This window comes from Stenotrophomonas sp. 05L413 (assembly GCF_056397945.1).
In genome coordinates, this window is sequence record NZ_JBFTOL010000005.1 from 144388 (window position 1) to 166680 (window position 22293).

Annotated in this window: 19 protein-coding genes; 9 read left to right on the top strand and 10 right to left on the bottom strand. The window is 68.2% G+C overall.

What is annotated here, in order from left to right; all coding sequences use genetic code 11:
- Positions 1-27: 27 nt before the first annotated feature.
- Positions 28-231, bottom strand: coding sequence for a YdcH family protein (locus tag AC1DIQ_RS12675; RefSeq protein WP_461769760.1), 204 nt, complete (start codon positions 229-231; stop codon positions 28-30).
- Positions 232-327: 96 nt separating this feature from the next.
- Here AC1DIQ_RS12675 and ttcA point away from each other — a divergent pair, with 96 nt between their 5' ends.
- From ttcA to AC1DIQ_RS12690, 3 genes are read left to right on the top strand one after another with little or no spacing between them, the layout of a single operon-like run.
- On the top strand, positions 328-1239 hold the full coding sequence (gene ttcA / locus AC1DIQ_RS12680) for a tRNA 2-thiocytidine(32) synthetase TtcA (RefSeq protein ID WP_121043896.1): 912 nt from the start codon (positions 328-330) through the stop codon (positions 1237-1239).
- A 50-nt stretch (positions 1240-1289) separates the two neighbouring features.
- Positions 1290-2195 carry a recombination-associated protein RdgC gene (locus AC1DIQ_RS12685; RefSeq protein ID WP_121043899.1) on the top strand — a complete coding sequence of 302 codons (906 nt, stop codon included), beginning with the start codon at positions 1290-1292 and terminating at the stop codon, positions 2193-2195.
- Positions 2196-2252: 57 nt separating this feature from the next.
- The gene (locus AC1DIQ_RS12690) at positions 2253-3041 is read left to right on the top strand and encodes a M48 family metallopeptidase (RefSeq protein WP_478050153.1); all 789 of its coding nucleotides are present in this window, start codon (positions 2253-2255) and stop codon (positions 3039-3041) included.
- Between the two features lie 114 nt (positions 3042-3155).
- Here the strand turns inward: AC1DIQ_RS12690 and AC1DIQ_RS12695 are convergent, their stop codons facing one another.
- Complete coding sequence (locus tag AC1DIQ_RS12695) at positions 3156-4028, bottom strand: methylglyoxal synthase (protein ID WP_478050154.1); 873 nt, start codon at positions 4026-4028, stop codon at positions 3156-3158.
- A 173-nt stretch (positions 4029-4201) separates the two neighbouring features.
- Here AC1DIQ_RS12695 and AC1DIQ_RS12700 point away from each other — a divergent pair, with 173 nt between their 5' ends.
- Positions 4202-4498, top strand: coding sequence for a hypothetical protein (locus AC1DIQ_RS12700; RefSeq protein WP_478050155.1), 297 nt, complete (start codon positions 4202-4204; stop codon positions 4496-4498).
- A gap of 26 nt (positions 4499-4524) precedes the next feature.
- Here the strand turns inward: AC1DIQ_RS12700 and AC1DIQ_RS12705 are convergent, their stop codons facing one another.
- The 3 genes from AC1DIQ_RS12705 to AC1DIQ_RS12715 form a co-directional block, all read right to left on the bottom strand.
- The gene (locus tag AC1DIQ_RS12705; protein ID WP_121043910.1) at positions 4525-5970 is read right to left on the bottom strand and encodes an FAD-dependent oxidoreductase; all 1446 of its coding nucleotides are present in this window, start codon (positions 5968-5970) and stop codon (positions 4525-4527) included.
- 126 nt (positions 5971-6096) lie between these two features.
- Complete coding sequence (gene gltB, locus AC1DIQ_RS12710) at positions 6097-10551, bottom strand: glutamate synthase large subunit (RefSeq protein ID WP_478050156.1); 4455 nt, start codon at positions 10549-10551, stop codon at positions 6097-6099.
- 171 nt (positions 10552-10722) lie between these two features.
- Complete coding sequence (locus tag AC1DIQ_RS12715; RefSeq protein WP_478050157.1) at positions 10723-11124, bottom strand: I78 family peptidase inhibitor; 402 nt, start codon at positions 11122-11124, stop codon at positions 10723-10725.
- Between the two features lie 134 nt (positions 11125-11258).
- Between AC1DIQ_RS12715 and AC1DIQ_RS12720 the strand changes: the two genes are divergently transcribed.
- Positions 11259-12323: a DNA topoisomerase IB gene (locus AC1DIQ_RS12720; RefSeq protein ID WP_346468085.1), complete on the top strand. Its 1065-nt coding sequence runs from the start codon at positions 11259-11261 to the stop codon at positions 12321-12323.
- 9 nt (positions 12324-12332) lie between these two features.
- On the opposite strand, the gene AC1DIQ_RS12725 is transcribed toward AC1DIQ_RS12720, so the two are convergent.
- The gene (locus AC1DIQ_RS12725) at positions 12333-12674 is read right to left on the bottom strand and encodes a hypothetical protein (protein WP_478050158.1); all 342 of its coding nucleotides are present in this window, start codon (positions 12672-12674) and stop codon (positions 12333-12335) included.
- Between the two features lie 207 nt (positions 12675-12881).
- On the opposite strand from AC1DIQ_RS12725, the gene AC1DIQ_RS12730 reads away from it, so the two are divergent.
- Positions 12882-14015, top strand: coding sequence for an SDR family oxidoreductase (locus tag AC1DIQ_RS12730; protein WP_478050159.1), 1134 nt, complete (start codon positions 12882-12884; stop codon positions 14013-14015).
- On the opposite strand, the gene AC1DIQ_RS12735 is transcribed toward AC1DIQ_RS12730, so the two are convergent.
- Entirely contained in the window at positions 13972-15117 is a 1146-nt protein-coding gene (locus tag AC1DIQ_RS12735; protein WP_478050160.1) for a serine hydrolase domain-containing protein, read from the bottom strand. The genes AC1DIQ_RS12730 and AC1DIQ_RS12735 overlap by 44 nt on opposite strands.
- Before the next feature lie 207 nt (positions 15118-15324).
- Between AC1DIQ_RS12735 and AC1DIQ_RS12740 the strand changes: the two genes are divergently transcribed.
- Positions 15325-15711 (top strand): BlaI/MecI/CopY family transcriptional regulator, encoded by a 387-nt coding sequence (locus AC1DIQ_RS12740; RefSeq protein WP_019184134.1) that lies wholly within the window; start codon positions 15325-15327, stop codon positions 15709-15711.
- Positions 15712-15726: 15 nt separating this feature from the next.
- Positions 15727-17580: a M56 family metallopeptidase gene (locus AC1DIQ_RS12745; protein WP_478050161.1), complete on the top strand. Its 1854-nt coding sequence runs from the start codon at positions 15727-15729 to the stop codon at positions 17578-17580.
- Positions 17581-17633: 53 nt separating this feature from the next.
- Here AC1DIQ_RS12745 and AC1DIQ_RS12750 read toward each other — a convergent pair whose 3' ends face one another.
- Genes AC1DIQ_RS12750 through AC1DIQ_RS12760 form a run of 3 tightly spaced genes read right to left on the bottom strand, consistent with a single transcriptional unit; the run spans position 17634 to position 21616 of the window.
- Positions 17634-17969 (bottom strand): I78 family peptidase inhibitor, encoded by a 336-nt coding sequence (locus AC1DIQ_RS12750; protein WP_478050162.1) that lies wholly within the window; start codon positions 17967-17969, stop codon positions 17634-17636.
- A 48-nt stretch (positions 17970-18017) separates the two neighbouring features.
- On the bottom strand, positions 18018-19139 hold the full coding sequence (locus AC1DIQ_RS12755; protein WP_478050163.1) for a ribonuclease H-like domain-containing protein: 1122 nt from the start codon (positions 19137-19139) through the stop codon (positions 18018-18020).
- Positions 19136-21616, bottom strand: a complete 2481-nt coding sequence (locus tag AC1DIQ_RS12760) for a DEAD/DEAH box helicase (RefSeq protein ID WP_478050164.1) — start codon at positions 21614-21616, stop codon at positions 19136-19138. Before AC1DIQ_RS12760 ends, AC1DIQ_RS12755 begins: the two co-directional genes overlap by 4 nt.
- A 228-nt stretch (positions 21617-21844) precedes the next feature.
- Between AC1DIQ_RS12760 and AC1DIQ_RS12765 the strand changes: the two genes are divergently transcribed.
- Positions 21845-22282 carry a hypothetical protein gene (locus AC1DIQ_RS12765; RefSeq protein WP_478050239.1) on the top strand — a complete coding sequence of 146 codons (438 nt, stop codon included), beginning with the start codon at positions 21845-21847 and terminating at the stop codon, positions 22280-22282.
- Positions 22283-22293: the final 11 nt, after the last annotated feature.

A 22293-nucleotide genomic window follows, 5' to 3' on the forward strand; every position in this document is an offset into this window, starting at 1 on the left:
GGTAGAGCCACGCGATGCGTGGCTGGCTCAGGCCGGCTCGTCCGGAATCAGCATGTCTTCCAGCTTGGCGATGCAGTCCTTCAACTGCAGCTTGCGCCGCTTCAGGCGCTTGGCTTCAAGCTCATCGTCGCCGTTGGCGGCCATGCGCAGGATCTGATCATCCAGCGCACGATGCTCCTGCCGAAGGACGGCAAGGCGGGCAGTGATATCGGCGGGTGTCATGGTGTCCACAGGCTCCGAGCATACACATCCCCGATGACCGCCGGGAGTGAACGCAGTCACTTCCCGGCCCCTGTGAGGGCGCGTTGCAGCCGGTAGAATGCGTGCATGAGCGCTGCTGTCATCCGCCTGCCCGATCCCGTCCCGCGCGCCCGCGATCCGCGCGCGCCCGGCGGCGTGCAGGACCGGCTGGCGCGGCAACTGCGCCGCCAGGTCGGCCAGGCCATCGCCGACTTCGGCATGATCGAGGCCGGCGACAAAGTGATGGTGTGCCTGTCCGGTGGCAAGGACAGCTACACCCTGCTCGACATCCTGTTGCAGCTGCAGAAAAAAGCGCCGGTACCGTTCGAGCTGGTCGCGGTGAACCTGGACCAGAAGCAGCCGGGTTTTCCCGAGCACGTGCTGCCGACCTACCTGGCCTCGATCGGTGTGCCGTTCCAGATCATCGAGCAGGACACCTATTCGGTGGTCAGCCGGGTGATTCCCGAAGGCCGCACGATGTGTTCGCTGTGCTCGCGTCTGCGCCGTGGCGCGCTGTACCGGCATGCGGCCGAACACGGCTTCACCAGGATCGCGCTGGGCCACCACCGCGATGACAGCGTGGCCACGTTCTTCCTCAATCTGTTCCACCACGCCAAGCTCTCGGCGATGCCGCCCAAGCTGCGCAGCGACGACGGCCAGCATATCGTGATCCGCCCGCTGGCCTACGTGAGCGAGGCAGACATCAGCGCCTACGCGCAGGCGCGCGCTTTCCCGATCATTCCCTGCACGCTGTGTGGCAGCCAGGACACCCTGCAGCGCCGCCAGGTGGAACAGATGCTGCAGCAGTGGGAACGCGAGCAGCCCGGCCGCATCGACCAGATCGCCCGCGCGCTGGGCAACATCCATCCCTCGCAGCTGGCCGATCCGGCCCTGTTTGATTTCATGGCACTGGGGCGCGCCACTGCGGCCCCGCTGCCCGACCCGCCGGCCTGGGCCGGCACTGCCCACGACCCCGGCCACGCCCCCGGCCCGGCCTGAGCCACGCCGGCGCGCCCGCCCTCCCTTTCACGCTCTTACTCTGGACGTCCATGTTCTTTCGCAACCTGACGCTGTTCCGCTTCCCGACCGCCACCGATTTCTCCGACGTAGACACCCTGCTGCCGCAGGTGCTGCTCAAGCCGGTCGGTCCGCTTGAAATGAATTCGCGCGGCTTCATCTCGCCGTTCGGCCGTGAAGAAAAGGCCGTGTTCTCGCACCGCGTGGGCGATGCGCTGTGGCTGACCGTGGGCGGTGAGGACAAGATCCTGCCGGGCGCGGTGGTCAACGATCTGCTCGCGCGCAAGCTCGAGGAGATCGAAGAGAAGGAAGGCCGCAAGCCCGGTGGCCGCGAGCGCAAGCGCATGAAGGACGATCTGCTGCACGAACTGATGCCGCGCGCCTTCGTGAAGAGCTCGCGTACCGACGCGCTGATCGACCTGACCCACGGGTACGTCGCCGTGGACTGCTCGAGCAGCAAGAAGGGCGAGAACATGATGTCCGACATCCGTGGCCTGCTCGGCAGCTTCCCGGCGATGCCGTTGAATGCCGAAGTGGCGCCGCGCTCGATCCTGACCGGCTGGATCGCCGGGGAAACCCTGCCGACCGGGCTGAGCCTGGGCGAAGAGTGCGAGATGAAGGACCCGGCCGAGGGCGGTGCAGTGGTCAAGTGCCAGCACCAGGAACTGCGCTGCGACGAGATCGACAAGCATCTGGACGCCGGCAAGCAGGTGACCAAGCTGGCCCTGGTCTTCGAGGACAACCTGTCCTTCGTGCTGGGCGACGACCTGATCGTGCGCAAGCTGAAGTTCCTGGATGGCGCGCTGGACCAGCTCGAGCACGCCGACGATGACGGCCGCCGCGCCGAACTGGATGCCCGTTTCGCCCTGCAGAGCGGCGAAGTGCGCCGCCTGTTCCTGCTGCTGGAAGAGGCCTTCAAGCTGAGCAAGGCGGACTGATCGGTTCCGATCAGTCCCCAGTCATGCGCCGGTCACGGCCGGCGCTATGCTGTACCCATGTCCGGATTCCTCCGCCGCCTGATTTCGCCGGCTGTCAGCACGCTGCAGCGCGATACGGTACGGCTGCGCCTGGAGGATGCCGAGATCGATGTCCTGCGTGTGCGCGATCCGCGTGCGCGCCGGATCAAGCTCAGCGTCGATGAGCGCGGTGTACGCCTGACCCTGCCACCGCGCGCCAGCCTGGTGATGGGCGAGCGTTTTCTCGACCAGCATCGCGGCTGGTTGTCCGAACAACTGCGCAGCTACCAGGCCACCAACCTGCCGCCACCGCTGGTGATCGGCGAGCCGGGGGTGCTGCCACTGCGCGGTGCGCTGCTGCCGCTGCGCTGGGAATCCGGCCGCTACGCGCACATGCACGTGGATGAGCAGGGCGCCTGCCTGCACTGGCCCACACGCGGCACCGATGCCACGCTGCGCCGTACCCTGCGCGAGTTCTACGAAGCCCAGACCCGTGCCGATGTCGGCCAGTGGCTGCCGCGTTATCTGTCTGGTCTGCCACGTGCACCAGCGCGGCTGCGGCTGAAGGTGATGTCCTCGCAATGGGGCTCGCTGGCGCCGGATGGCAGCATGGCGCTCGATCTGGCCCTGGTGTTGGGGCGGCCTTCGGCGTTCGAGTACGTGCTGGTGCACGAGCTCTGCCATCTGATCCAGGCCAATCACTCGCCGGCGTTCTGGGCGGAGGTGGAAAAGCGCTTCCCGGCGTGGCATGCCGAGCGGGACTATTTCCAGCTCGAAGGGCGGCGGCTCAAGGCGATGCTGCGGCAGCTGCTGACCCCGGCACCGTAACGGTGGCGGCAACGCTCGCTCCTGATCGGTAGTGCCGGCCGCTGGCCGGCAATCACGCGAGGGTGAGTTGATGAGGAGCCGGCCAGCGGCCGGCACTACCGGAGCGGTGTGCCGTCAGTTACCCATCCGCACCGCCGCAGCCTGCGCCCACCGCGCCGCCACCCGTGGCGCGGTGATGCACACGGCCTGATCGGTCACGGTGGTGACCGCACGCTCCAGCAGCTGGATGTCGGCTTCGTGCTGGCGGGCGACGTGCGGATCTTCGAAGAAGATCGCGCGTTGGCAATGCCCTTCCAGCACGCGGTCGGCGATCTGCGCATCGCCGCCCATCGGGCCGCTCTGGTAGCGCGTCACCCATTCCTCGCCCTGCGGCCAGCCGCGGCCCCAGGCCAGCTCGTTGAGGCGCTGCCCGGTGGTGCCGGTGCCGATGCGGCTGCGGAACCGCGACAGCACCGCGAAGTGTTCATCGGCGAAGGCCAGCATCGCCGGCTTCATCGCGTCATGCGCGATCAGGGCCAGCGTGTGCTGTTCGAAGGCATGCAGGTCATCGGCACCCGGGTCCGGCGCCAGGCCGGCATGCAGGCGCTCCACCTCGACCCAGTCGCGCGCGGTGGCGACGGTGGAGATGAAGGGTTTACCGTGGATCACGCACTGGCGCTTGAGCGCGGTGGCTTCCGGAAAGACCGAGGAAGGATCGACCGGGTCCATCAGGTAGATCGCGCCGTCCAGCGTGCGCTCCGGCGTGCCCATCCCGACCACCTCGGCCACCAGCTTCATCAGGCCGCCCTCGCGGCCGTTCGGGTAGCGCCGCAGCGGGGCGAAGTCCTGCAGGAAGCCCAGCCGCTGGATCGCATCGAAGGTGCGCCCGACCGCATGCAGCTCGACGCCCAGTTCGCGCAGGCCGGTGTCGCTGGCGCGCAGCCAGCGGAACAACGCGGCGTGCTTGTCATGGTGGTGCAGGCGGTTCGCGGCCAGGCCGATGCGCATGGGGGCAGTCCAAAGGGAGTCGTCGCCAGTGTAAGCCGTTCAGGTTGCATCGATGCAAGCTGCAAAATGTGATGTGGTTCACGCGCCTTCACGCATTTTCGTAGTTGTTGCATGGTGTCGACAGGGGCCGTATCCGACAGTGGTGGTCGCCCGTCAATCAGGAAACCCCTGCCATGACTCTCTTCCCTTCCCCCGTCACCACCTCATCCCCGCCCGCTGCCTCGGAGACGGGCCGCCGCATCCGCGCGCTGGCCGCCGTGCTGCGCGAGGCACCCCAGGCCGATGCCGAGATGCTGCTGGCCGGGCTGGCGCGCATGCTGGATGCGCATATCGGGCGCGGCCACGATGATGTGGTCAGCAACCGCTGCATCCGCGACCAGCTCGACAACATCGAGCTGCTGATGGCGCTGGAGATCGAGCGGGCCGRCGTGCGTCACACGCCGGTACCCGCGGTAGCGCGCGCCGCTTGAGAGGCGCGCCTGGGTAGGGCCCGCCGTTACGCCGAAAGCAGCTGCACGATGCTGCCGGCCGCATCGCGGCCCTCGGCCACCGCCGTCACCACCAGATCCGCGCCGCGGACCGCATCGCCACCGGCGAACAGGCGCGGGTGCGCGGTCTGGAACGGCAGGCGGCCACTGCCGCCGGCCACGATGCGACCGTTGTTGCCGGCCTCTACGCCGTGGTCAGTCAGCCAGCCCGGTGCGCTCGGCGAGAAGCCGAAGGCGATGATCACCACGTCCGCTTCCAGCAGCGATTCACTGCCTTCGATAGGCACCGCGCTGCGGCGGCCCTGGGCATCCGGATCGGACAGGGTCGTCTCGACCACCATCACCCCGATCACTTCGTCATCGGCACCCGCCTCGATCGACAACGGCTGGCGGTTGAACAGGAAGCGCACGCCTTCCTCGCGGGCGTTGGCCACTTCGCGTGCCGAGCCGGGCATGTTGGCTTCGTCACGGCGGTAGGCGCAGGTCACCTTGGCCGCGCCGAGCCGGATCGCGCTGCGCACGCAGTCCATGCCGGTATCGCCACCGCCCAGCACCACCACGCGCTTGCCCTCCAGATCGGGCAGGGCGATCTGGTCCTCCCAGCCAGCGATCGGCCGGCCATGGGCATCGCTGCCACTGACGATGCGGCTGTTCTGCACCAGGAACGGCAGCGCCGGCAGCACGCCCTTGAGGTCCTGGCCGAGCAGGCCGCCATCGGTATAGCGGTATGCGCCGGTGCCCACGAACACCGCGTCGTACTCGGCCAGCAGCGCATCGATACTCACATCGCGGCCGATCTCCACGCCGAGGCGGAACTGCACGCCCATGCCCTCCAGCACGTTGCGGCGGCGGCTGATCACCGATTTGTCCAGCTTGAAACTGGGGATGCCGAACTGCAGCAGCCCACCGATCTGTTCGTAGCGGTCGTACACCACGGCCTGGATGCCGGCATGCGCCAGCTTGTCGGCGCAAGACAGCCCGGCCGGGCCGGCGCCGATCACCGCCACGCGCTTGCCGGTGGCTTCCACCGCGCTCATGTCCGGTCGCCAGCCGGTGGCCAGCGCGGTATCGACGATGTACTTCTCCACGGCGCCGATGGTGACCGCGCCGAATTCCTCCAGCGTGCAGCTGCCTTCGCACAGCCGGTCCTGCGGGCACACCCGGCCACACACTTCCGGCAGCGGGTTGGTCGAATGGCACAGCGTGGCCGCTTCATGGATGCGGTTTTCCTGCACCAGCTGCAGCCATTGCGGGATCGCGTTGTGCACCGGGCACTTCCAGCTGCAGTACGGATTGCCGCAATCCAGGCAGCGACCGGCCTGGAACTGCGCGTCTTCCTTGCCGAACTTGCCGTACAGCTCGCCCCAGTCGCCGGAGGTGCGCAGTTCGACCGGGATGCGCTGCGGCATCGTCCGGGGCAGATCGAGGAACTGGAAAGCTTGCTTGCGGCTCATGGGTGGGCCCTGCGGTGGTGAGTTGCCGGCCAACGGCCGGCACTACAATGTGAGGTTGCCGGCCAGCGGCCGGCACTACAGCGGTGGGAACACGAGGCGCCGGTCGATACCGGCGCTTCTCCGCGCTTACGCAGCGCGGCGCAGTGAGTCGGTCAGCGATTCGATGCTGGCGGCCTTGGGTTTGACCAGCCAGAACTTGCCGACGTAATCGCGGAACTCATCAAGAATCTGCTGCGCCCAGATGCTGCCGGTCAGTTCGCGGTGGCGGCTGATCAGCGTATGCAGGTGCTGGCGATGGTTCTCGAAGCCTTCGGCCGAGATGCGGTGGATGTCGATCAGTTCGTGGTTGTAGCGGTCCACGAAGTCGCGGTCGATATCCAGCACGTAGGCCAGCCCACCGGTGAAACCGGCACCGAAGTTCAGCCCGACCTTGCCCAGCACCAGCACGATGCCGTCGGTCATGTATTCGCAGCAGTGGTCACCGGCGCCTTCGATCACCGCCAGCGCGCCGGAGTTGCGCACGCCGAAGCGCTCGCCGGCACGGCCGGCGGCGAACAGCTCGCCACCGGTGGCGCCGTACAGGCAGGTGTTGCCGATGATCGCGGTGTTGCGCGCCTCGAAACGCGCGCCACGCGGCGGGCGCACGACCAGCCGGCCGCCGGCCATGCCCTTGCCGACGTAGTCGTTGGCCTCGCCTTCGACCTCCAGCTGCAGGCCGCCCACGTTGAACGCGCCGAAACTCTGACCGGCGGTGCCGCGGAAGCGCAGGGTCAGCGGCGCATCACTCATGCCCTGGTTGCCGTGCGTGCGCGCGATCTCGCCGGAGAGGCGGGTGCCGATCGAGCGGTCCGTGTTGTGGATCAGGAAGCGGTGTTCGCCGCCGAGCTTGCCGGCGATCGCCGGGGCCAGCAGGCCGTCCATCTGCGTGGCCAGGCTGTCCGGCGATTCGTACAGACGCTGCGCGGCGCAGTGGCTGCCGGCGTACTCGGCCGGGTTGAGCAGGCGCGACAGATCCACCTTGACGCCCGGGCGCGGGGAGACCTCCAGCTGCTGCAGCAGGTCGGTGCGGCCGACGATCTCGTCCAGCGAGCGCACGCCCAGGTAGGACAGCCAGCCACGCACTTCCTCGGCCAGCAGCCGGAAGAAATTCTCCACGCGCTCGGGCAGGCCGGTGAAGTACTGCGCGCGCAGGCGCTCGTCCTGGGTGGCCACGCCGGTGGCACAGTTGTTGAGGTGGCAGATGCGCAGGTACTTGCAGCCCAGCACGATCATCGGCGCGGTGCCGAAGCCGAAACTGTCCGCACCCAGCAGTGCGGCCTTGATCACGTCCAGGCCGGTCTTCAGGCCGCCATCGGTCTGCAGCAGGGTGCGCCCGCGCAGGTCGTTGGCCACCAGTGCCTGGTGCGATTCGGCCACGCCCAGCTCCCACGGCACGCCCGCATAGCGGATCGAGCTGACCGGGCTGGCCCCGGTGCCGCCGTCATGGCCGGAGACGGTGATCAGATCGGCACCGGCCTTCACCACGCCCGCGGCGATGGTGCCGACACCGGCATGGCTGACCAACTTCACCGAGACCAGCGCGGTCGGGTTGACCTGCTTGAGGTCATAGATCAGCTGGGCCAGGTCTTCGATGGAGTAGATGTCGTGGTGCGGCGGCGGTGAGATCAGGCCGATGCCCGGCTTGGCATAACGCAGCCGCGCGATCAGTTCGTTGACCTTGTGCCCGGGCAGCTGGCCGCCTTCGCCGGGCTTGGCGCCCTGCGCGACCTTGATCTGCAGCACTTCGGCATTGACCAGGTACTCGGCGGTAACGCCGAAGCGGCCCGAGGCCACCTGCTTGATCTTGCTGCGCTTCTCGGTGCCGTAGCGCACCGGGTCTTCACCGCCTTCGCCGGAGTTGCTGCGCCCGCCGAGCCGGTTCATGGCGATGGCCAGCGCTTCATGCGCTTCGGGTGACAGCGCACCGAGGCTGATCGCCGCCGTATCGAAGCGGCGGAACAGGTCTTCGGCCGGAGCCACCTCGTCCAACGGGGTCGGCGTGGGCGCGGCCTTGAGCTGCAGCAGGTCGCGCAGCGCCGACACCGGGCGGCCGTGCACGGCCTCGCAGTAGCGCTGCCAGTCCGCGGCATCGCCACTGCGCGCGGCGCGCTGCAGGGTCATGACCACGTCCGGGTTGTACATGTGGTATTCGCCGCCGTGCACGTACTTGAGCACGCCGCCCACATCCGGGCGCAGCAGGTCGTTCCAGGCGCGCACGGTGAGTTCGCGGGCCTCGTCGTCCAGACGCGCGAAGCCGACACCGGCCACGCGCGAGGCGGTGTCCGGGAAGCACAGGTCGACCACCTCGTCATCCAGCCCGACGATCTCGAACAGCTGCGCGCCGCGGTAACTGGCCACCGTACAGATGCCCATCTTGGAGATGATCTTGGACAGGCCCTTGTAGATGCCCTTGCGGTAGCGGCGGCCGATCTGCGACTGCTCGCCGCCCTTGCTCAGCTGCAGGATGCCGCGCCGGCCCAGATCGAACAGGGTCTGGTAGGCCAGGTACGGGTACACCGCGGTGGCGCCGAAACCGAGCAGGCAGGCCATGTGGTGCGCGTCGCGCGAGGTACCGGTTTCCAGGATCAGGTTGACGTCGCAGCGCAGCCCGGCGTTGGACAGGTGGTGATGCACCGCGCTGGTGGCCAGCAGCGCATGCACCATCGGCCGGTCGGCGACCGGGTAACGGTCGCTCAGCAGCAGCATGACGATGCCTTCGCGCGCAGCGGCTTCGGCCTCGGCGCAGATGCGCTGTATGCCGGCCTTCAGGCCTTCGTCCAGGCTGTAGGACAGATCGATCAGCCGGTTCTTGTCGGCGTACTGCTCCATCTTGATCAGCTGGCGCAGCTTGCGCTGGCTGAGCACCGGCGAGTTGAGGATGACGTGGTTCACCGTTTCCGCGCCGGCATGGAAGATGTTGGTCTCCTTGCCGAGCTGGGTGGACAGCGACATGACGCAGTCTTCGCGCAGCGGATCGATCGGTGGGTTGGTGACCTGCGCGAACGCCTGGCGGAAGTAATCGTAGAGCGGACGGCTGTGCTGGCTGAGCACCGCCATCGGGGTGTCATCGCCCATCGAGCCGGTGGCTTCCTGCTCGGTCTCGGCCAGCGGGCGCAGGATCTGCTCCACTTCCTCGGTGCTGAGCTGGAACAGCTTGTGGTAGCTGCGCAGGGTGCGCTCGTCGAAGGGCTCCTCGACCAGCGACGGATCGATCAGCTCGGTCTGCAGATAGGTCACGCCCTGCTGCAGCCACTGCTTGTACGGCGCGCGGCCGCGGTTGATGCGGTCGATGGCGTCCGAGTCGAGCAGGTCGCCACGCTTGAGGTCGATGGCCATCATCTCGCCCGGGCCGAGCTTGCCCTTGCGCACCACGCGCTCGGCCGGCACTTCCCACACGCCGGCTTCGGAGGCGACCAGGAAGTGGCGGTCGGACGTCAGCATCCAGCGCGCCGGGCGCAGGCCGTTGCGGTCCAGCGTGCAGGCGGCATAGCGCCCATCGCAGGCCACGATCCCGGCCGGGCCGTCCCACGGCTCGCTGTTGAGGCCGTAGAACTCGTAGAACGCGGCCAGGTCCGGATCCTTGAACTCCAGCGACTGGGTCGCCGGCGGCACCAGGATGCGCAGTGCCTGGATGAGGTCCATGCCGGCGCTGACCATCAGCTCGAGCATGTTGTCCAGGCTCTGCGAGTCCGAGCCATGCATGGAGATCACCGGATCGAACTCGCCGATGTCGAAGCGCGGGGTCTTCCACACCTTGCTGCGCGCCTGCGCCCAACGGCGGTTGCCCTCGATGGTGTTGATCTCGCCGTTGTGGGCGAGCATCCGGAAGGGATGCGCCAGCGGCCAGCGCGGCAGCGTGTTGGTGGAGAAGCGCTGATGGAACACGATCGCGCTGGAGGCCAGATCGTTGCGCTGCAGATCCACGTAGAAGCGGCTCAGCTTGTCCGGCAGCACCATGCCCTTGTAGCTGATCGCATTCGGGCTGAGCGTGGTGACGTAGTAATCGGCGTGCTCGCGCAGCAGCTGTTCGCTGCGGCGCCGGGCCAGGAACAGGGCCAGGGTGAAGGCGGCCTCGTCCTGCGCGGCGCCGGCATCGACGAACAGCTGCTCGATGTGCGGCAGGGTGTCGCGGGCGAGTTGACCGCAGACGCTGGGGTCGGTCGGCACCACGCGCCAGCCGACCGGCTGGCAGCCGGCGTTGCGCAGTTGCTGTTCCAGCGTGTCGCGGCAGGCCTGTGCGGCGGCGGCGTCATGCGGCAGGAACACCACGCCGGCAGCGAAACGCGCGCCAAGCGTGAGGCCCGCCTCGGCGGCAAGCGCCTTGAGGAACACATCGGGGCGGCGCAGCAACAGGCCGCAGCCGTCACCAGTGATACCGTCGGCGGCGACGCCACCGCGGTGGGTCATGCGCGAGAGTGCGGCAATGGCCGTGTCGACCAGCAGCCGTGACGGCTGGTCGTCGAGCTGGGCGACCATGCCGAAACCACAGGCATCTCGCTCATCTTGCGGGTCGTAAAGCCCTTGGCGGTTGCGGGGGGCCATCTGTGCCTCGATGCGATGTCAGGTGAGCGGCGACACTCGTCCCCGCTCAGTCCTTGCAGCGCGGGTCGAAGCACCGGATGACCCGACTAGATCACAGTTGTTGCAACGCCGCAATACACGGTTGCAGCCGCAACCAAACCCTTGTGTTTCAGGGGTTTCCCCGCCGCCTGTTCAGCCGCAGCGGACGCCGGCGACCACGTTCTTGGCATCCACTTCAACGTTCAGACGCTCGCCGATGAACTCCATCGTGGTCATGTCATTCGGCTTGAGCACGCGCAGGGTGGTGGCGCCGGCATCCTGCTGGGCCTGGCTGCCGATCTGGTCGGTGTAGGGCTGACCGACCAGGCTCTGCACCTGGGTCGCATCGCAGCTGCCTACGGGCGGTGCTTCCATTGCCTTGCCGGCCTCGTCGGTCGGTGCGGCAGCTGCTTCGGCCGCCTTCTGTGCATGGGTGGCAACCGCTTCCTGCTCGTCCATGGGCGGAGCGCTGCACGCACCGAGGACCAACAGGGCGGGGAACAGGGCAATCAGCCCGAAAGGACGCCGCGCGCGGCGGAACGACAGGGACGACATCAGTACTCCAGAGAGCGAGCCAGTAAACGCTGGAGGATATCGCCAAGCGCGGTGTGAGGTGTTTGTGTTGCGTTATTGACGCGGTGCCGCACCGGGACCGGTAACACTGCGCTTCCCTGATCCGCGTCGCCTCCATGAGCCCGAGCCGCACCGCCACCCCCGAAGTCGCCGCCGCCCGCCAGGCCGGCCTGCGCTATGTCAGCGATGAACTGCCCGGCATTGCCCGCCGCAAGGCCGGCAAGGGCTTTGCCTACCGCGATGCCGATGGTGCGGCGGTCCGCGATGCCGCCACCCTGGCCCGGATCCGCGCGCTGGCGATCCCGCCGGCCTACACTGATGTGTGGATCTGCGCACTGCCCAACGGTCATCTGCAGGCCACTGGGCGTGACGCGCGCGGGCGCAAGCAGTACCGCTACCACGCTGATTGGGCGCGGGTGAGGGGCGATGGCAAGTTCGATCGCATCATTGCCTTTGGTACCGCCCTGCCCACGCTGCGCCGGCGCCTGCGCCGCGATCTGAAGCTGCCCGGCTTCCCGCGCGACAAGGTGCTGGCGATCGTGGTGGCGCTGCTGGCGCAGACGCTGGTGCGCGTTGGCAATGAAGTCTATGCACGTGACAACCGCTCTTACGGGCTGACCACGCTACGCAACCGCCACCTCGCGCTGGTCAAGGGCGGCCGGGCGCAGATGCGCTTCCGGGGCAAGTCCGGGCAGGCGCATGAGGTGGACGTGGATGACCGCGAACTGGTCAAGCTGATCCGTGGCTGCCAGCAGCTGCCCGGGCAGGCGCTGTTCCAGTACCGCGATGATGATGGCGCGGTCCAACCGGTGGATTCGGGCATGGTCAATGACTATCTGCACGATGCGATGGGCGAGGATTTCAGCGCCAAGGACTTCCGCACCTGGGGCGGCACGCTGGAGGCGATCCGTCAGCTTGCCGTGACCGAGCTGCCCGAACCCTCCAGTGAGCGCGCGCTGGCGGCATTGCAGAAACAGGTGGTATGCGAGGTCGCGAACCTGCTGGGCAACACACCGTCGGTGTGCCGCAAGGCCTATATCGATCCTTGCGTATTCGATGGCTGGCGGGCCGGCTCATTGAAGGCCCTTGCCGGCCTGCGTGGCGAGCGCCAGTGGGAACTGGCCACGCTGAAAGTACTCAAAGCCGCGCGGCGCACCGTCCGGCGTGCCCGCGCGGGATGAGCGCAGCGATCAGCCGCAGTAGAGGGCGGTGATGTTGTTGGTACGACCGGTTTCGATGGTCAGCCGTTCGCCGCCCTGCTCTGCACCCGGGGTGGGATTGGCCGCGCCACTGGCAGTGGCGCCACTTGCGGCACGCTCGCTGCGCACGACGAGGACCTGCAAGCTGTCGCTGTCCACGCGGGCACGTTCGACCGTGGCTTGCGATGCCGCCAGGCCCACGGCGCCGCGGACCTTATCCACGTGGCACTGGCCGGAAATGACGCCGTCGATCGGCTGGACCTGCGCGACGGGGGTGCTGCTGCAGGCGGAAAGAGCAAGGACGGCCACAGCCGCGGACAGGTAACGAAGCATGCGACGCACTCCATGGGAATTGCGCTCAGGGTGCATCGGTGGCCGTATGCGGCGCATGAATCCTCTACACGGTATGGGCACGCTCCATTCACCGTGCCTGGCCGCATGGATGACCATAGTGGAGGTGCGCACGGCCGACCCGGGATTCCCCACACGGCGCGCATTCGAGTTTGTTCCACGCATCTGATCCGGCAACAGGAGTCGAGCATGGCCACGGCCAAAACCCGTAAGACCACCAAGACCCCCACCTCCCGCAAGCGTGCGCGTCCGGCGGAGGCGGCTGCTGCGGCGGCCGAACCGCGCACCCGTACCCCGGTCGTCAAAACCGCGACCCGCAAGGCCGCCGCCACCGATCCGCGCGCTGCGCGCGTGGCGGCCCGTCAGCGCCGTCTGCAGGACCAGGAAAAGGCCAAGGACGCGCGTGCGGCGAAGAAGGCTGCGAAGGCGACCACCACGAAGGCCGCCAAGAAGGCCACCCAGGCCGGCACGCGTCGCCAGCCTGAGAAAATGCCGGCCGAGCAGCTGGCCAAACCCGGCTACGAACACGAGATGCAGCTGGCCCCACGCTTCCTCGCGCCGGACTACCAGGGCAGCGGCAAGCTCAAGGGCAAGCGCGCGATCATCACCGGCGCCGACTCCGGCATCGGCCGCGCGGTGGCCGTGCTGTTTGCCCGCGAAGGGGCGGATGTGGCGGTGCTCCACCTGGATGAAAAGAAGGACGCGAAGATCACCCGCGAGCACGTCGAGAAAGAAGGCGGCCGCTGTGTGGTGATCGCGGGCGACGTGCGCGATCCGGCGTTCTGCAACAAGGCGGTGAAGCAGGTCGTCAAGGCATTCGGCGGGGTCGACATCCTGGTCAACAACGCGGCCTTCCAGCTGCATTGCGATCGTCTGGAAGACCTCGAGGACGAGCACCTGCAGGAAACCCTGCAGACCAACATCGGCGGCTACATCCAGATGGCGCGCGCGGTGCTGCCCCACCTGGGCGAAGGCGCGAGCATCATCAATACCGGCTCGGAGACGGGCCTGTTCGGCAGCAAATCGTTGCTGGACTACTCGGCCACCAAGGGCGCGATCCATGCCTTCACCAAGGCGCTGGCCAGCCAGTTGCTGCCGCGCGGCATCCGGGTCAATGCGGTGGCGCCGGGCCCGGTCTGGACCCCGCTCAATCCGGCCGACAAGAAGGCGCCGGATGTCGCCGAGTTCGGCCAGGACAGCGACATGGGTCGCCCGGCGCAGCCGGAAGAACTGTCGCCGGCGTACGTCTTCCTCGCCTCGCCGATCACCGCCAGTTACATCAGCGGCGTGATCCTGCCGGTGATGGGCGGGCCGCGCGGCTGACCGCCGGCGCCTGCGTACCGGCACCATAGAACGCGGCGATCTGCGGAATGAAGGTCTGCGGGTTGGCCCCGACCAGGTTGGTCAGCACCACGATGGCCAGCCCCTGGTCGGGGTACACGATGAACGCCGAGCGTGCACCGCCCATGCCGGCCACCTGACGCTGTGGTGCGCGTTGCAGCACCGCCCAGCCGGCGCCCCATGCGCCGTCGCTGCCGTCATTGAGCCGTTCCGGGGTCCACATCCGGCGGGTGCTGGCGGCGTTGACCAAGCGGTTGCCGGTCAATGCGACCAGCCACTTGGCCACGTCGTCGGCAGTGGTCAGCATGCCGCCGCCAGCCCACAGGCCGGGAGTCATGTCGTAGAACCAGTGCGAGAGCCGTGGCGGGGCGTCCGGCGCATCGGTGCGGCGCGGGAACCAACTGTAGATGGTCGCGTTGTTGGCGATCAGATCGTAGCTGTCGCCGAACGTGGATGACGGCATCCTGGCCACATCGAACTGGCGCGTGGCCACGTACCGGTCGTACGGCATCGCGGCCTGTGCGGCGATGATTCGTGCCAGCAGCACGTAGTTGGTCTGGTTATAGGTGAAGCGCGTGCCGGGCGCAGCGTCTACGGGGCGTTGCGTCACGGCGGTCCAGGCGGCCGCCTCGGTCCCGCCGCCGAGCAGGCCCTGTGCATCCAGAATGTCCGGCAGTCCCGAGGTATGCGCCAGCAACTGGCGCACCCGCACGCTGCGCCACGCGTCGGGCAGCTCGGCGAGATAGGCCGAGATCGGCGCATCCAGGTTCACCTTGCCTGCTTCGGCCAGCTGCATCATCGCCACCGCGGTGAATGACTTCGTGGCCGAGTTGAGCGGGAAACGCGTGGCGCGCGTGGCCGGCAGCGCGTTCTCGACATTGGCCAGCCCGTGGCTGTCGGACAGCACCACCTTCCCGTCCTTGACCACGGCGATCTGCAACCCGGGAATACGCAGCGCGTCCATGGTCTGGCCGATGAACTGCCGGGTCTGTTGGTTGGCGGTCTCCACGCTGCCGGGGTGCGCGTGCACGCCCAGCGGGAACAACAGGGCGACGATCATGATCACGCGATGGGTGGAACGCATGCGGCGGGTCCTTGGCGAAGAGGGCGCGATGCCAGGGCGGAATGCCCCAGCTCGAAGGCTTGGATGCGGGCCGGGGCGAAAAGGTTTAAGGCCCACGGCATGCCCATCGCGCAGCGCCTACCGTTCGTCGGCACGGTCCGTCCGGCACTTGACGACACCTGTAGTCACTGGCACGGTAGCGACACGTGTAGTCATAGGGAGTGCGCCATGCGCGGCAAGACCATCGGGGACCAGGAACTGGCCCTGCTGCAGTACATCGCGGAACAGGACCGCCCCAGTGTCGGGGAGGTCGCCACTGGCTTCGGGGAGCCGCGCGGGCTGGCACGCTCGACCGTGCTGACCATGATGGAGCGCCTGCGCGCCAAGTCGTACCTGAGCCGGAAGCAGGTGGACGGCGTCTACCGCTATGCCACCACCAGCGGCCAGGACAGCGTGGTGCAGGGCGCCGTGGCCAGCTTCGTGGAGAAGACGCTGCAGGGCTCGGTGTCGCCGTTCGTGGCGTTCATGTCGCACAAGGTGGATGTCAGCGATCAGGAACTGGCCGAGCTGGAAGCGCTGGTCGCACAGTTGCAGTCACGCAAGCGGGAGGGCTGAGCGATGGACATGATGATGAGTGAAGTGCTGATGCGGCTGGGCTGGACCAGCGTGCAGAGCGCGGTACTGGCGGCGCTGGTGTGGGGCGTGTGCCGGCTGGTGCCGCAGCTGCCGGCGGCCACCCGCTGCCGGTTATGGTGGCTGGTGGCCGCGCAGGCCGTGCTGGGCCTGGTCTGGAGCAGCCCGCTGGAACTGGCCGTGTTGCCGGCCCCGGCGGCCGTGACGGCACCGGCGATGGCGCTGCCCGCGTTCGATGCCGCCGTGCAGGCTGCGCCGGTCACCTACGCCGCCAATGCGGTCGAGACGGCGACAATGACAGCGTCCTGGCCCTTGCTGCTGCTGGCCGTGTGGGCTGCCGGTGTGCTGCTGATGCTGGTGCACAGCCTGCGCGGCTACCGCGCCAGCCGCGCGCTGGTGCGCAGCGCCACAGAGTGCACGGACGCCGGCCTGCAGCAGGCGCTGCAGTTGGCCGCCGAAGCGCATGGCCTGCGGCGCTCGCCGCAGCTGAAACTCTCCGCGCAGATCCGGTCGCCGCAGTTGATCGGCCCGTGGCGGCCGGTGCTGCTGCTGCCGGCGCGCGAGCTGCCGACCATGTCGGCGGACGATCTGGACATGGCGCTGACCCACGAGCTGATCCATCTGCAGCGTCGCGACCTGTGGTGGGGCCTGCTGCCGGCGCTGTCCCAGCACCTGTTCTTCTTCCACCCGCTGGTCCACGTGGCGGCCCGCGAATATGCGTTGGCGCGCGAAGAAGCCTGCGATGGTGCGGTGGTGGCCGGACATGATCACTGCCGCCATGACTACGGTCGCCTGCTGGTGCAGTTGGGTGTGGCGCCCCGTCCCGCCGTCGGCGTGGCCAGCGCTTCGCCGAACCTGCGCAGTCTCAAGCGCCGGCTGCGGACGCTGCAGCAGACCCGCAGCGTCCCGCGGGTGGCCTCGCTGGCAATCACCGCGTTGTTCGTGGTGATCGGTATTGCACCGTTGCGTCTGGTGGCTGCACCGCCGCCGCCGGCCGCGCCCCAGGCACCGGTCGCGCCGACCGCGCCGGCCGCGCCGACACCCCTGCCCGCACCTGTGGCCCGGCCGGCACCTGCGCCGGTCCCCGCGCCCGAGCCGATGCCGGCACCAGAACCGTTGCCTGCTCCGGAACCGCCCGCCGCGCCCGCTGCGCCGGAACCGCCGAAGGACCTGGATGACGGGATGTCCTTCGTGACCCACGGTAAACTCGACATCAGCCGGCAACCCGCGCAGGCCTTCGTGTTGATCGGTGGCGAGAGCAATTTCGTCGACGCCTCCGTCGCTGATCTGAAACAGGCCCGACGCGATGCCGGCAACGATCAACCGGCCCTGTGGGTGCGCCGAGGTCAGGATCGCTATCTGATCCGCGATCCCGCAGTACTCAAGGCGCTGGGGCAGGCCCAGACGCAGGTCGCCGAGCTGGGAACGGCACAGGCCGAGCTGGGCAACCGCCAAGCGGTGGTCGGCCAACAGATCGCGGCGGCATCGATGCAGATCACGGCCGATGCAATGGCCTCGGTGGATGTCAGCGCGGTGGTCAACAACGCTATCCGCGAGGCCGGCCTCGACGCCGCTGTCGAAGCCGACCGGGCGGCGCGCCAGGGTGCCCGCCAGTCACGCGCCGCTGCCTCCGCTGCCAGCCAGGCCGCACGCGAGGCACGTACCGCCTCGGCCAGGGCCGTAGACGCCCGACAGATTGCGCTGGTGGCGCGTGAGCAGGCTGAACTCGGCAAGGAACAGGCGCGCCTGGCACAGCAGCAGAGTGTGGCCTCGGCGCGTGCGGTGCGCGACGTGCGGGCCGCGATCGATCAGGCGCTGGCCAACGGAAAAGCGCAGCGCGTACGCAACTGATCGGCACACGCCAGCCACGGCGGCCTGCATGCCAGGCCGCCGGTTGCAACCGATCACCCGCAGTTGGCGCGCACGATCCTGTTCTGTTCGTCCACTTCGATGCTGAGGCGGTCTTCGCGGTAATCCATGGTCATCGCCATGCCCGGCTTGAGCACGCGGGCGTTGCGGGCACCGCTGTCCTTCACCGCCTTCTGGATGACCGCCTCGGTGGCGGCCTGCCCGGCCAGGCCGGTGAGCTTTTCCGGATCGCACTGGCCGCCACTGCCGGCTACTGCGGGTGGGGCGGTCGAGGTCGGGCTGTCAGGCGGCGTCGCGGCGGTCTTGGCCGGAGGACTGCAGGCGGCCAGCGGCAGGGCACAGCCCAGGGCGAACAGAAGGTTCAGGCGCATGTGGTGGTCCTCCCACGGTAAGTACCCGCAGTGTCCGTGGGCCGGCCTTTACACCGCGTCAATGGCCTGCAGCGCCAACGTCTCCCGGTCGCGCTGTTCCTCGGCCACCAGCCGCCGCATCAGCAGCGCCAAGGTCACCACGTCCTGGTGGTTGTGCTCGGCTACCCGGCGCAGGTTCACCGCACTGCCGCCGCGCAGGTAGTTCAGCCACGCAGCCGGGGCCTCCGAGCCGGGCAGATCGTCTTCGCGCACGATCTGCAGCAGCTGGCGCTCGATCGTGGCCAGCCGGCAGTTTTCCCAGGTGCCGCGATAGCGGCGGCGCGTCGGGAACAGCAGATCGACGTGATCCAGTGGCGTGATCGGGCAGCGCTGCCGGGCCAGCCGATAGCGCGTCTTGAGCAACGGCGCATCGTAGCAGCGCCCGTTGTAACTGGAGAACACCGTGCTCGGCTGCAGCCAGCCGGCGAACTCGCGCAGCATCGCGGTTTCCGCGGCCATCGTCGTCATCAGCAGCTGGCGGATGCGCAGGCCGTCGCCGCGGTCGGGATGCGTGTGCCAGTCCGCCGCACCGATCATGAAGGCGCGGGTACCGGTGCCGCCGGCCAGGCCGGTGGTTTCGGTATCGAAGAACAGCAGGTCCTGCGGCTGCACCTGCTCGCCTTCGCGCTTGGCGAAGGCCAGCGACAACGGCTCGGTCGGAATGGCTTGGGTAACGAACGATTCGATCAGGAACAGGCCCGGCGCGATTTCCTCACCGGGCACATGCCGATCCTTGGCGTTCTCGCGCGGGGTGGCGGTGCTGAGGCCGCGATCGCGAAGGCCGAGCAGACGGCGCAGGCCAGCGATCTCCGGCTTGCGCAGCGCGGGAACAGGAACAGGAACAGGAGGAACAGCGGGAACTGCCGGTGCGGTCTCGCGTGCGGCCGCGCCGGTTGGCTTGTGGCGGATCTCCTGCTCGACCCAGCCGAAGACGGAGGCCGGTGCGGGCGTACGCGCACGCGCATCGTTGGCGGCGGCCGGAAGCGGGGCGCTGCCCGTGCCGCCGGGAGCGCCCGTGTCAGCGGCAGCGGATCCGCGCCCAGGGGCGATGGCCGGACCAGAGGCAGGCGCCGCCGTCGCATCACCGGCCTGCCGGCGCAGCAGGCGCAGCTTGTCCAGGCTCAGGCTCACGGGTTCACCACCTCGGCGCTACGGTGCTCCTGCTCTTCAGCAGACGGCAGCGCGGCGCTGTCGAACAGAGCCAGCACCTTCAACGCCAGCGCCTTGGGCGTGGTGGCATCGTCCTCCTGACCGGCCAGCACCGGGCCGACGCAGGCCGGGCAGCCGGCCTTGCAGTCGCAGCCCTGCACCAGCTCGCGCGCGCGCAGCAGCAGCTCGGCCTGGCGCACCCACAGCGGCTCGCTCAGGCCCACACCGCCGGGGAAGTTGTCGTACAGATACACCGTCGGCACGAACTGCTGCTGCAACTCGATCGCGCTGGCATCGAACTCGGCGCCACGCAGTTGCCCGCGCCCACTCTGGTCGGCCACCGCGAACCACGCGCCATCGCCATTGCCGACGGCCTTCTGCAGATCGCGCGCATCGGCCATCACCGCCACCGTGGCGACGATGTGCAGCGCGTAGGCCGCGCCGAGGAAACCGTCCAGTGCTTCCTGCTTGCTGTCGAACGCGGTCAGCAGCAGCGCCTGCGGCAACTGCCACCACACCGCCGTGGTGTGCAGCTCCTGGTCGGGCAGGTTGACCGGGCCATAGCCGATGTTTTCGTGCGTGTAATAGCGGATCTTCTTGTAGCCGGCCACGCGGCGCACCACGTGCACTTCGCCGTGGTGTGAATCGCCGCGCCCGGCGATGCAGCCGTCGAAGCGGTCCAGCACCTTGAGTTTGGTGAAGTCGATGCTGTCGGTGTAGTAGTCCACGTGGGTGCGGGTGACGTAGGCCTTGCGGCCTTCCCAATCCAGCCGCTCCACCTGGTAGGGGGTGGACTGCACCATGTGGATGGCGCCTTCATACAGCGTCAGCGCGGCGGCGGAGTAATCCACCTCGGCGATGATCTGCTGCTTGCCGTCGCTGCGGTCCACCACCACGAAGTTGCCATCGGCCACCGAGCGCAGGCTGACGGCGTTGGCCGGGTAGCTGTCGGCGATCCATTCCCAGCGGTCGCCTTCGCGATGCACCACCTCGGTCTCGGCCAGAGCTTCCAGGAACACCAGCGGGTCGATCGGGCCGAACGGATCGCCGGCCAGGAACGGCAGCTCGAAGGCGGCACAGCGGATGTGATCGAACAGGATCAACGGCTGGTCCGGCGCGATGCGCGCATGCTCGGGCGAGGCTTCGGCGAAAAAGTCTGGATGCCGCACCACGTATTGGTCCAGCGGCTGCGAGCTGGCCACCATCACGCCCAGTGCGGGCTGCTGGCGGCGGCCGGCGCGGCCGAAACGCTGCCAGGTCGCGGCGACGCTGCCCGGGTAGCCGTTGAGGATGACCACGTCAAGGCTGCCGATATCCACGCCCAGCTCCAGTGCCGAGGTGCTGACGATGCCGTCGATCTGCCCGGCGCGCATCGCCCGCTCGGTCTCCCGCCGCTCCGTGGGCAGGTAACCGCCCCGGTAGGCGCGGATGCGGGCCGGCTTGCGCGGGTCGTGGTCGAAGATGTCCTTGAGGTACTTGGTCAGTACTTCGACCATCAACCGGCTCTGCGCGAAGATCAGGGTCTTCAGCCCGGATTTGATCGCGATGCGGGCGATGCGGTTGCTCTGCGAGCGGGCCGAGGCCCGCAGGCCGAGATCGGCATTGACCACCGGCGGGTTCCACAGCAGCACGTGCTTGGGCCCGGTCGGCGCGCCGGATTCAGTGATCGCGGTGACCGGCGCTTCGATCAGTGCCTCGGCATGCGCCTGCGGGTTGCCGATGGTGGCCGAGCACAGGATGAACTGCGGCTCCACCCCGTAGAACGCGCAGATCCGCTTGAGCCGGCGCAGCACGTTGGTGACGTGGCTGCCGAACACGCCGCGGTAGGTGTGCACCTCATCGATCACCACGTAGCGCAGGTTCTCGAAGAACTGCGCCCACTTGGTGTGATGCGGCAGGATCGCCTGATGCAGCATGTCCGGGTTGGAGACCACGATGTCGCCGTGCAGGCGGATCGCCTGGCGCGCATCACCCGGCGTATCGCCATCGAAGGTGAAGGCTTTGACCCCCAGGTCGCCGGCGCGGTTGAGCTCGAGCAGCTCGGCCACCTGGTCCTGGGCCAGCGCCTTGGTCGGGAACAGGTACAACGCCTTGGCCTTGCCCTGCATGGCGGCGCTGACCACCGGCAGGGTATAGCACAGCGATTTCCCGCTGGCGGTCGGGGTCACGATGGCCACGTGCTCGCCCCGCTGGCTGGCCTCCCAGGCCTCCGCCTGGTGGCTGTACAGCTGCTCGATGCCGCGTGCCTTCAGTGCGCTGACCAAGGCATCGGGGACATCGGTCGGGATCGGCGCGTACCGGCCCTCGCGCGCGGGAATCGTGAAGCTGCCGGTGATGCGGTCGTGGTAGCGGCGCTGCAGGCGCGAGGTCAGCAGCGCACCATCGCGCGAGGGCAGCCCTTCGGTGGTGGCGAGGCGGCGCTCGGCGTCCTCGGTGCGCTTGGCGAGTTCGTAAGCCATGGTCACAACGGTCTGCAAAGGGCGCTATGGAAACATGACCGCGTCTCAATGTCTGAGACATTGCGCTGCGCCGGGGTGAATGGTTCAGTGCCTGCCGGCGTCGCTTGGACAGCTGCCAGCAACGAAATCTGACACCGGCATCCGTATCCTTGGTGGCAGCCCGCTACCAACACGGACGGAGTCGCTGTGGCATTACGTGAATATCAAGGCTTGGCAGTGCTTGCGGGTTTGCTGCTGGCCGCTGCCGGGCAGGCCCAGCAGGCCGCCGTACCTGAACCCGTGGAACCGCCGCCCGCGACAACGCAGGGGGATGTCACCACGCTGGGCGAGGTGCGCGCCCTCAAGCCCGACGACGAACCGCTGGATCTGTACCGCTTCAAGAATCCGGTGCAGGTGCAGCCGAACCGCTTCAGCCGCACCTGGAGCGAGCCCCCGTCGCCCGAGCAGGTCAGCATGAGCGGTGGCTATCTGATGATGGGCATCAACAAGGGGCTGGCCGCCGCCGCCCAGGGCGTGAACAAACTTACTGGCGGACCCGATCAGATCCAGTCCGCGACCGCGCGCCCACCGCCGGAGCTGACCGAGGAAGAGCAGCGTCGCGCGCAGGAGGTGTGTGTGCAGCAGGGTGGGTGCCCGGCGCTGCCGGAGCCCGGCGGAACACCCTGACGGTTACCCCA

Bases quoted from the DNA above. Each gene is read 5' to 3' on its own strand.
- gltB (WP_478050156.1), bottom strand. From the start codon at position 10,551: ATGGCCCCCCGCAACCGCCAAGGGCTTTACGACCCGCAAGATGAGCGA.
- AC1DIQ_RS12715 (WP_478050157.1), bottom strand. From the start codon at position 11,124: ATGTCGTCCCTGTCGTTCCGCCGCGCGCGGCGTCCTTTCGGGCTGATT.
- AC1DIQ_RS12690 (WP_478050153.1), top strand. From the start codon at position 2,253: ATGTCCGGATTCCTCCGCCGCCTGATTTCGCCGGCTGTCAGCACGCTG.
- AC1DIQ_RS12685 (WP_121043899.1), top strand. From the start codon at position 1,290: ATGTTCTTTCGCAACCTGACGCTGTTCCGCTTCCCGACCGCCACCGAT.
- ttcA (WP_121043896.1), top strand. From the start codon at position 328: ATGAGCGCTGCTGTCATCCGCCTGCCCGATCCCGTCCCGCGCGCCCGC.
- AC1DIQ_RS12735 (WP_478050160.1), bottom strand. From the start codon at position 15,117: ATGCGTTCCACCCATCGCGTGATCATGATCGTCGCCCTGTTGTTCCCG.
- AC1DIQ_RS12760 (WP_478050164.1), bottom strand. From the start codon at position 21,616: ATGGCTTACGAACTCGCCAAGCGCACCGAGGACGCCGAGCGCCGCCTC.
- AC1DIQ_RS12695 (WP_478050154.1), bottom strand. From the start codon at position 4,028: ATGCGCATCGGCCTGGCCGCGAACCGCCTGCACCACCATGACAAGCAC.
- AC1DIQ_RS12745 (WP_478050161.1), top strand. From the start codon at position 15,727: ATGAGTGAAGTGCTGATGCGGCTGGGCTGGACCAGCGTGCAGAGCGCG.
- AC1DIQ_RS12740 (WP_019184134.1), top strand. From the start codon at position 15,325: ATGCGCGGCAAGACCATCGGGGACCAGGAACTGGCCCTGCTGCAGTAC.
- AC1DIQ_RS12730 (WP_478050159.1), top strand. From the start codon at position 12,882: ATGGCCACGGCCAAAACCCGTAAGACCACCAAGACCCCCACCTCCCGC.
- AC1DIQ_RS12725 (WP_478050158.1), bottom strand. From the start codon at position 12,674: ATGCTTCGTTACCTGTCCGCGGCTGTGGCCGTCCTTGCTCTTTCCGCC.
- AC1DIQ_RS12750 (WP_478050162.1), bottom strand. From the start codon at position 17,969: ATGCGCCTGAACCTTCTGTTCGCCCTGGGCTGTGCCCTGCCGCTGGCC.
- AC1DIQ_RS12720 (WP_346468085.1), top strand. From the start codon at position 11,259: ATGAGCCCGAGCCGCACCGCCACCCCCGAAGTCGCCGCCGCCCGCCAG.
- AC1DIQ_RS12705 (WP_121043910.1), bottom strand. From the start codon at position 5,970: ATGAGCCGCAAGCAAGCTTTCCAGTTCCTCGATCTGCCCCGGACGATG.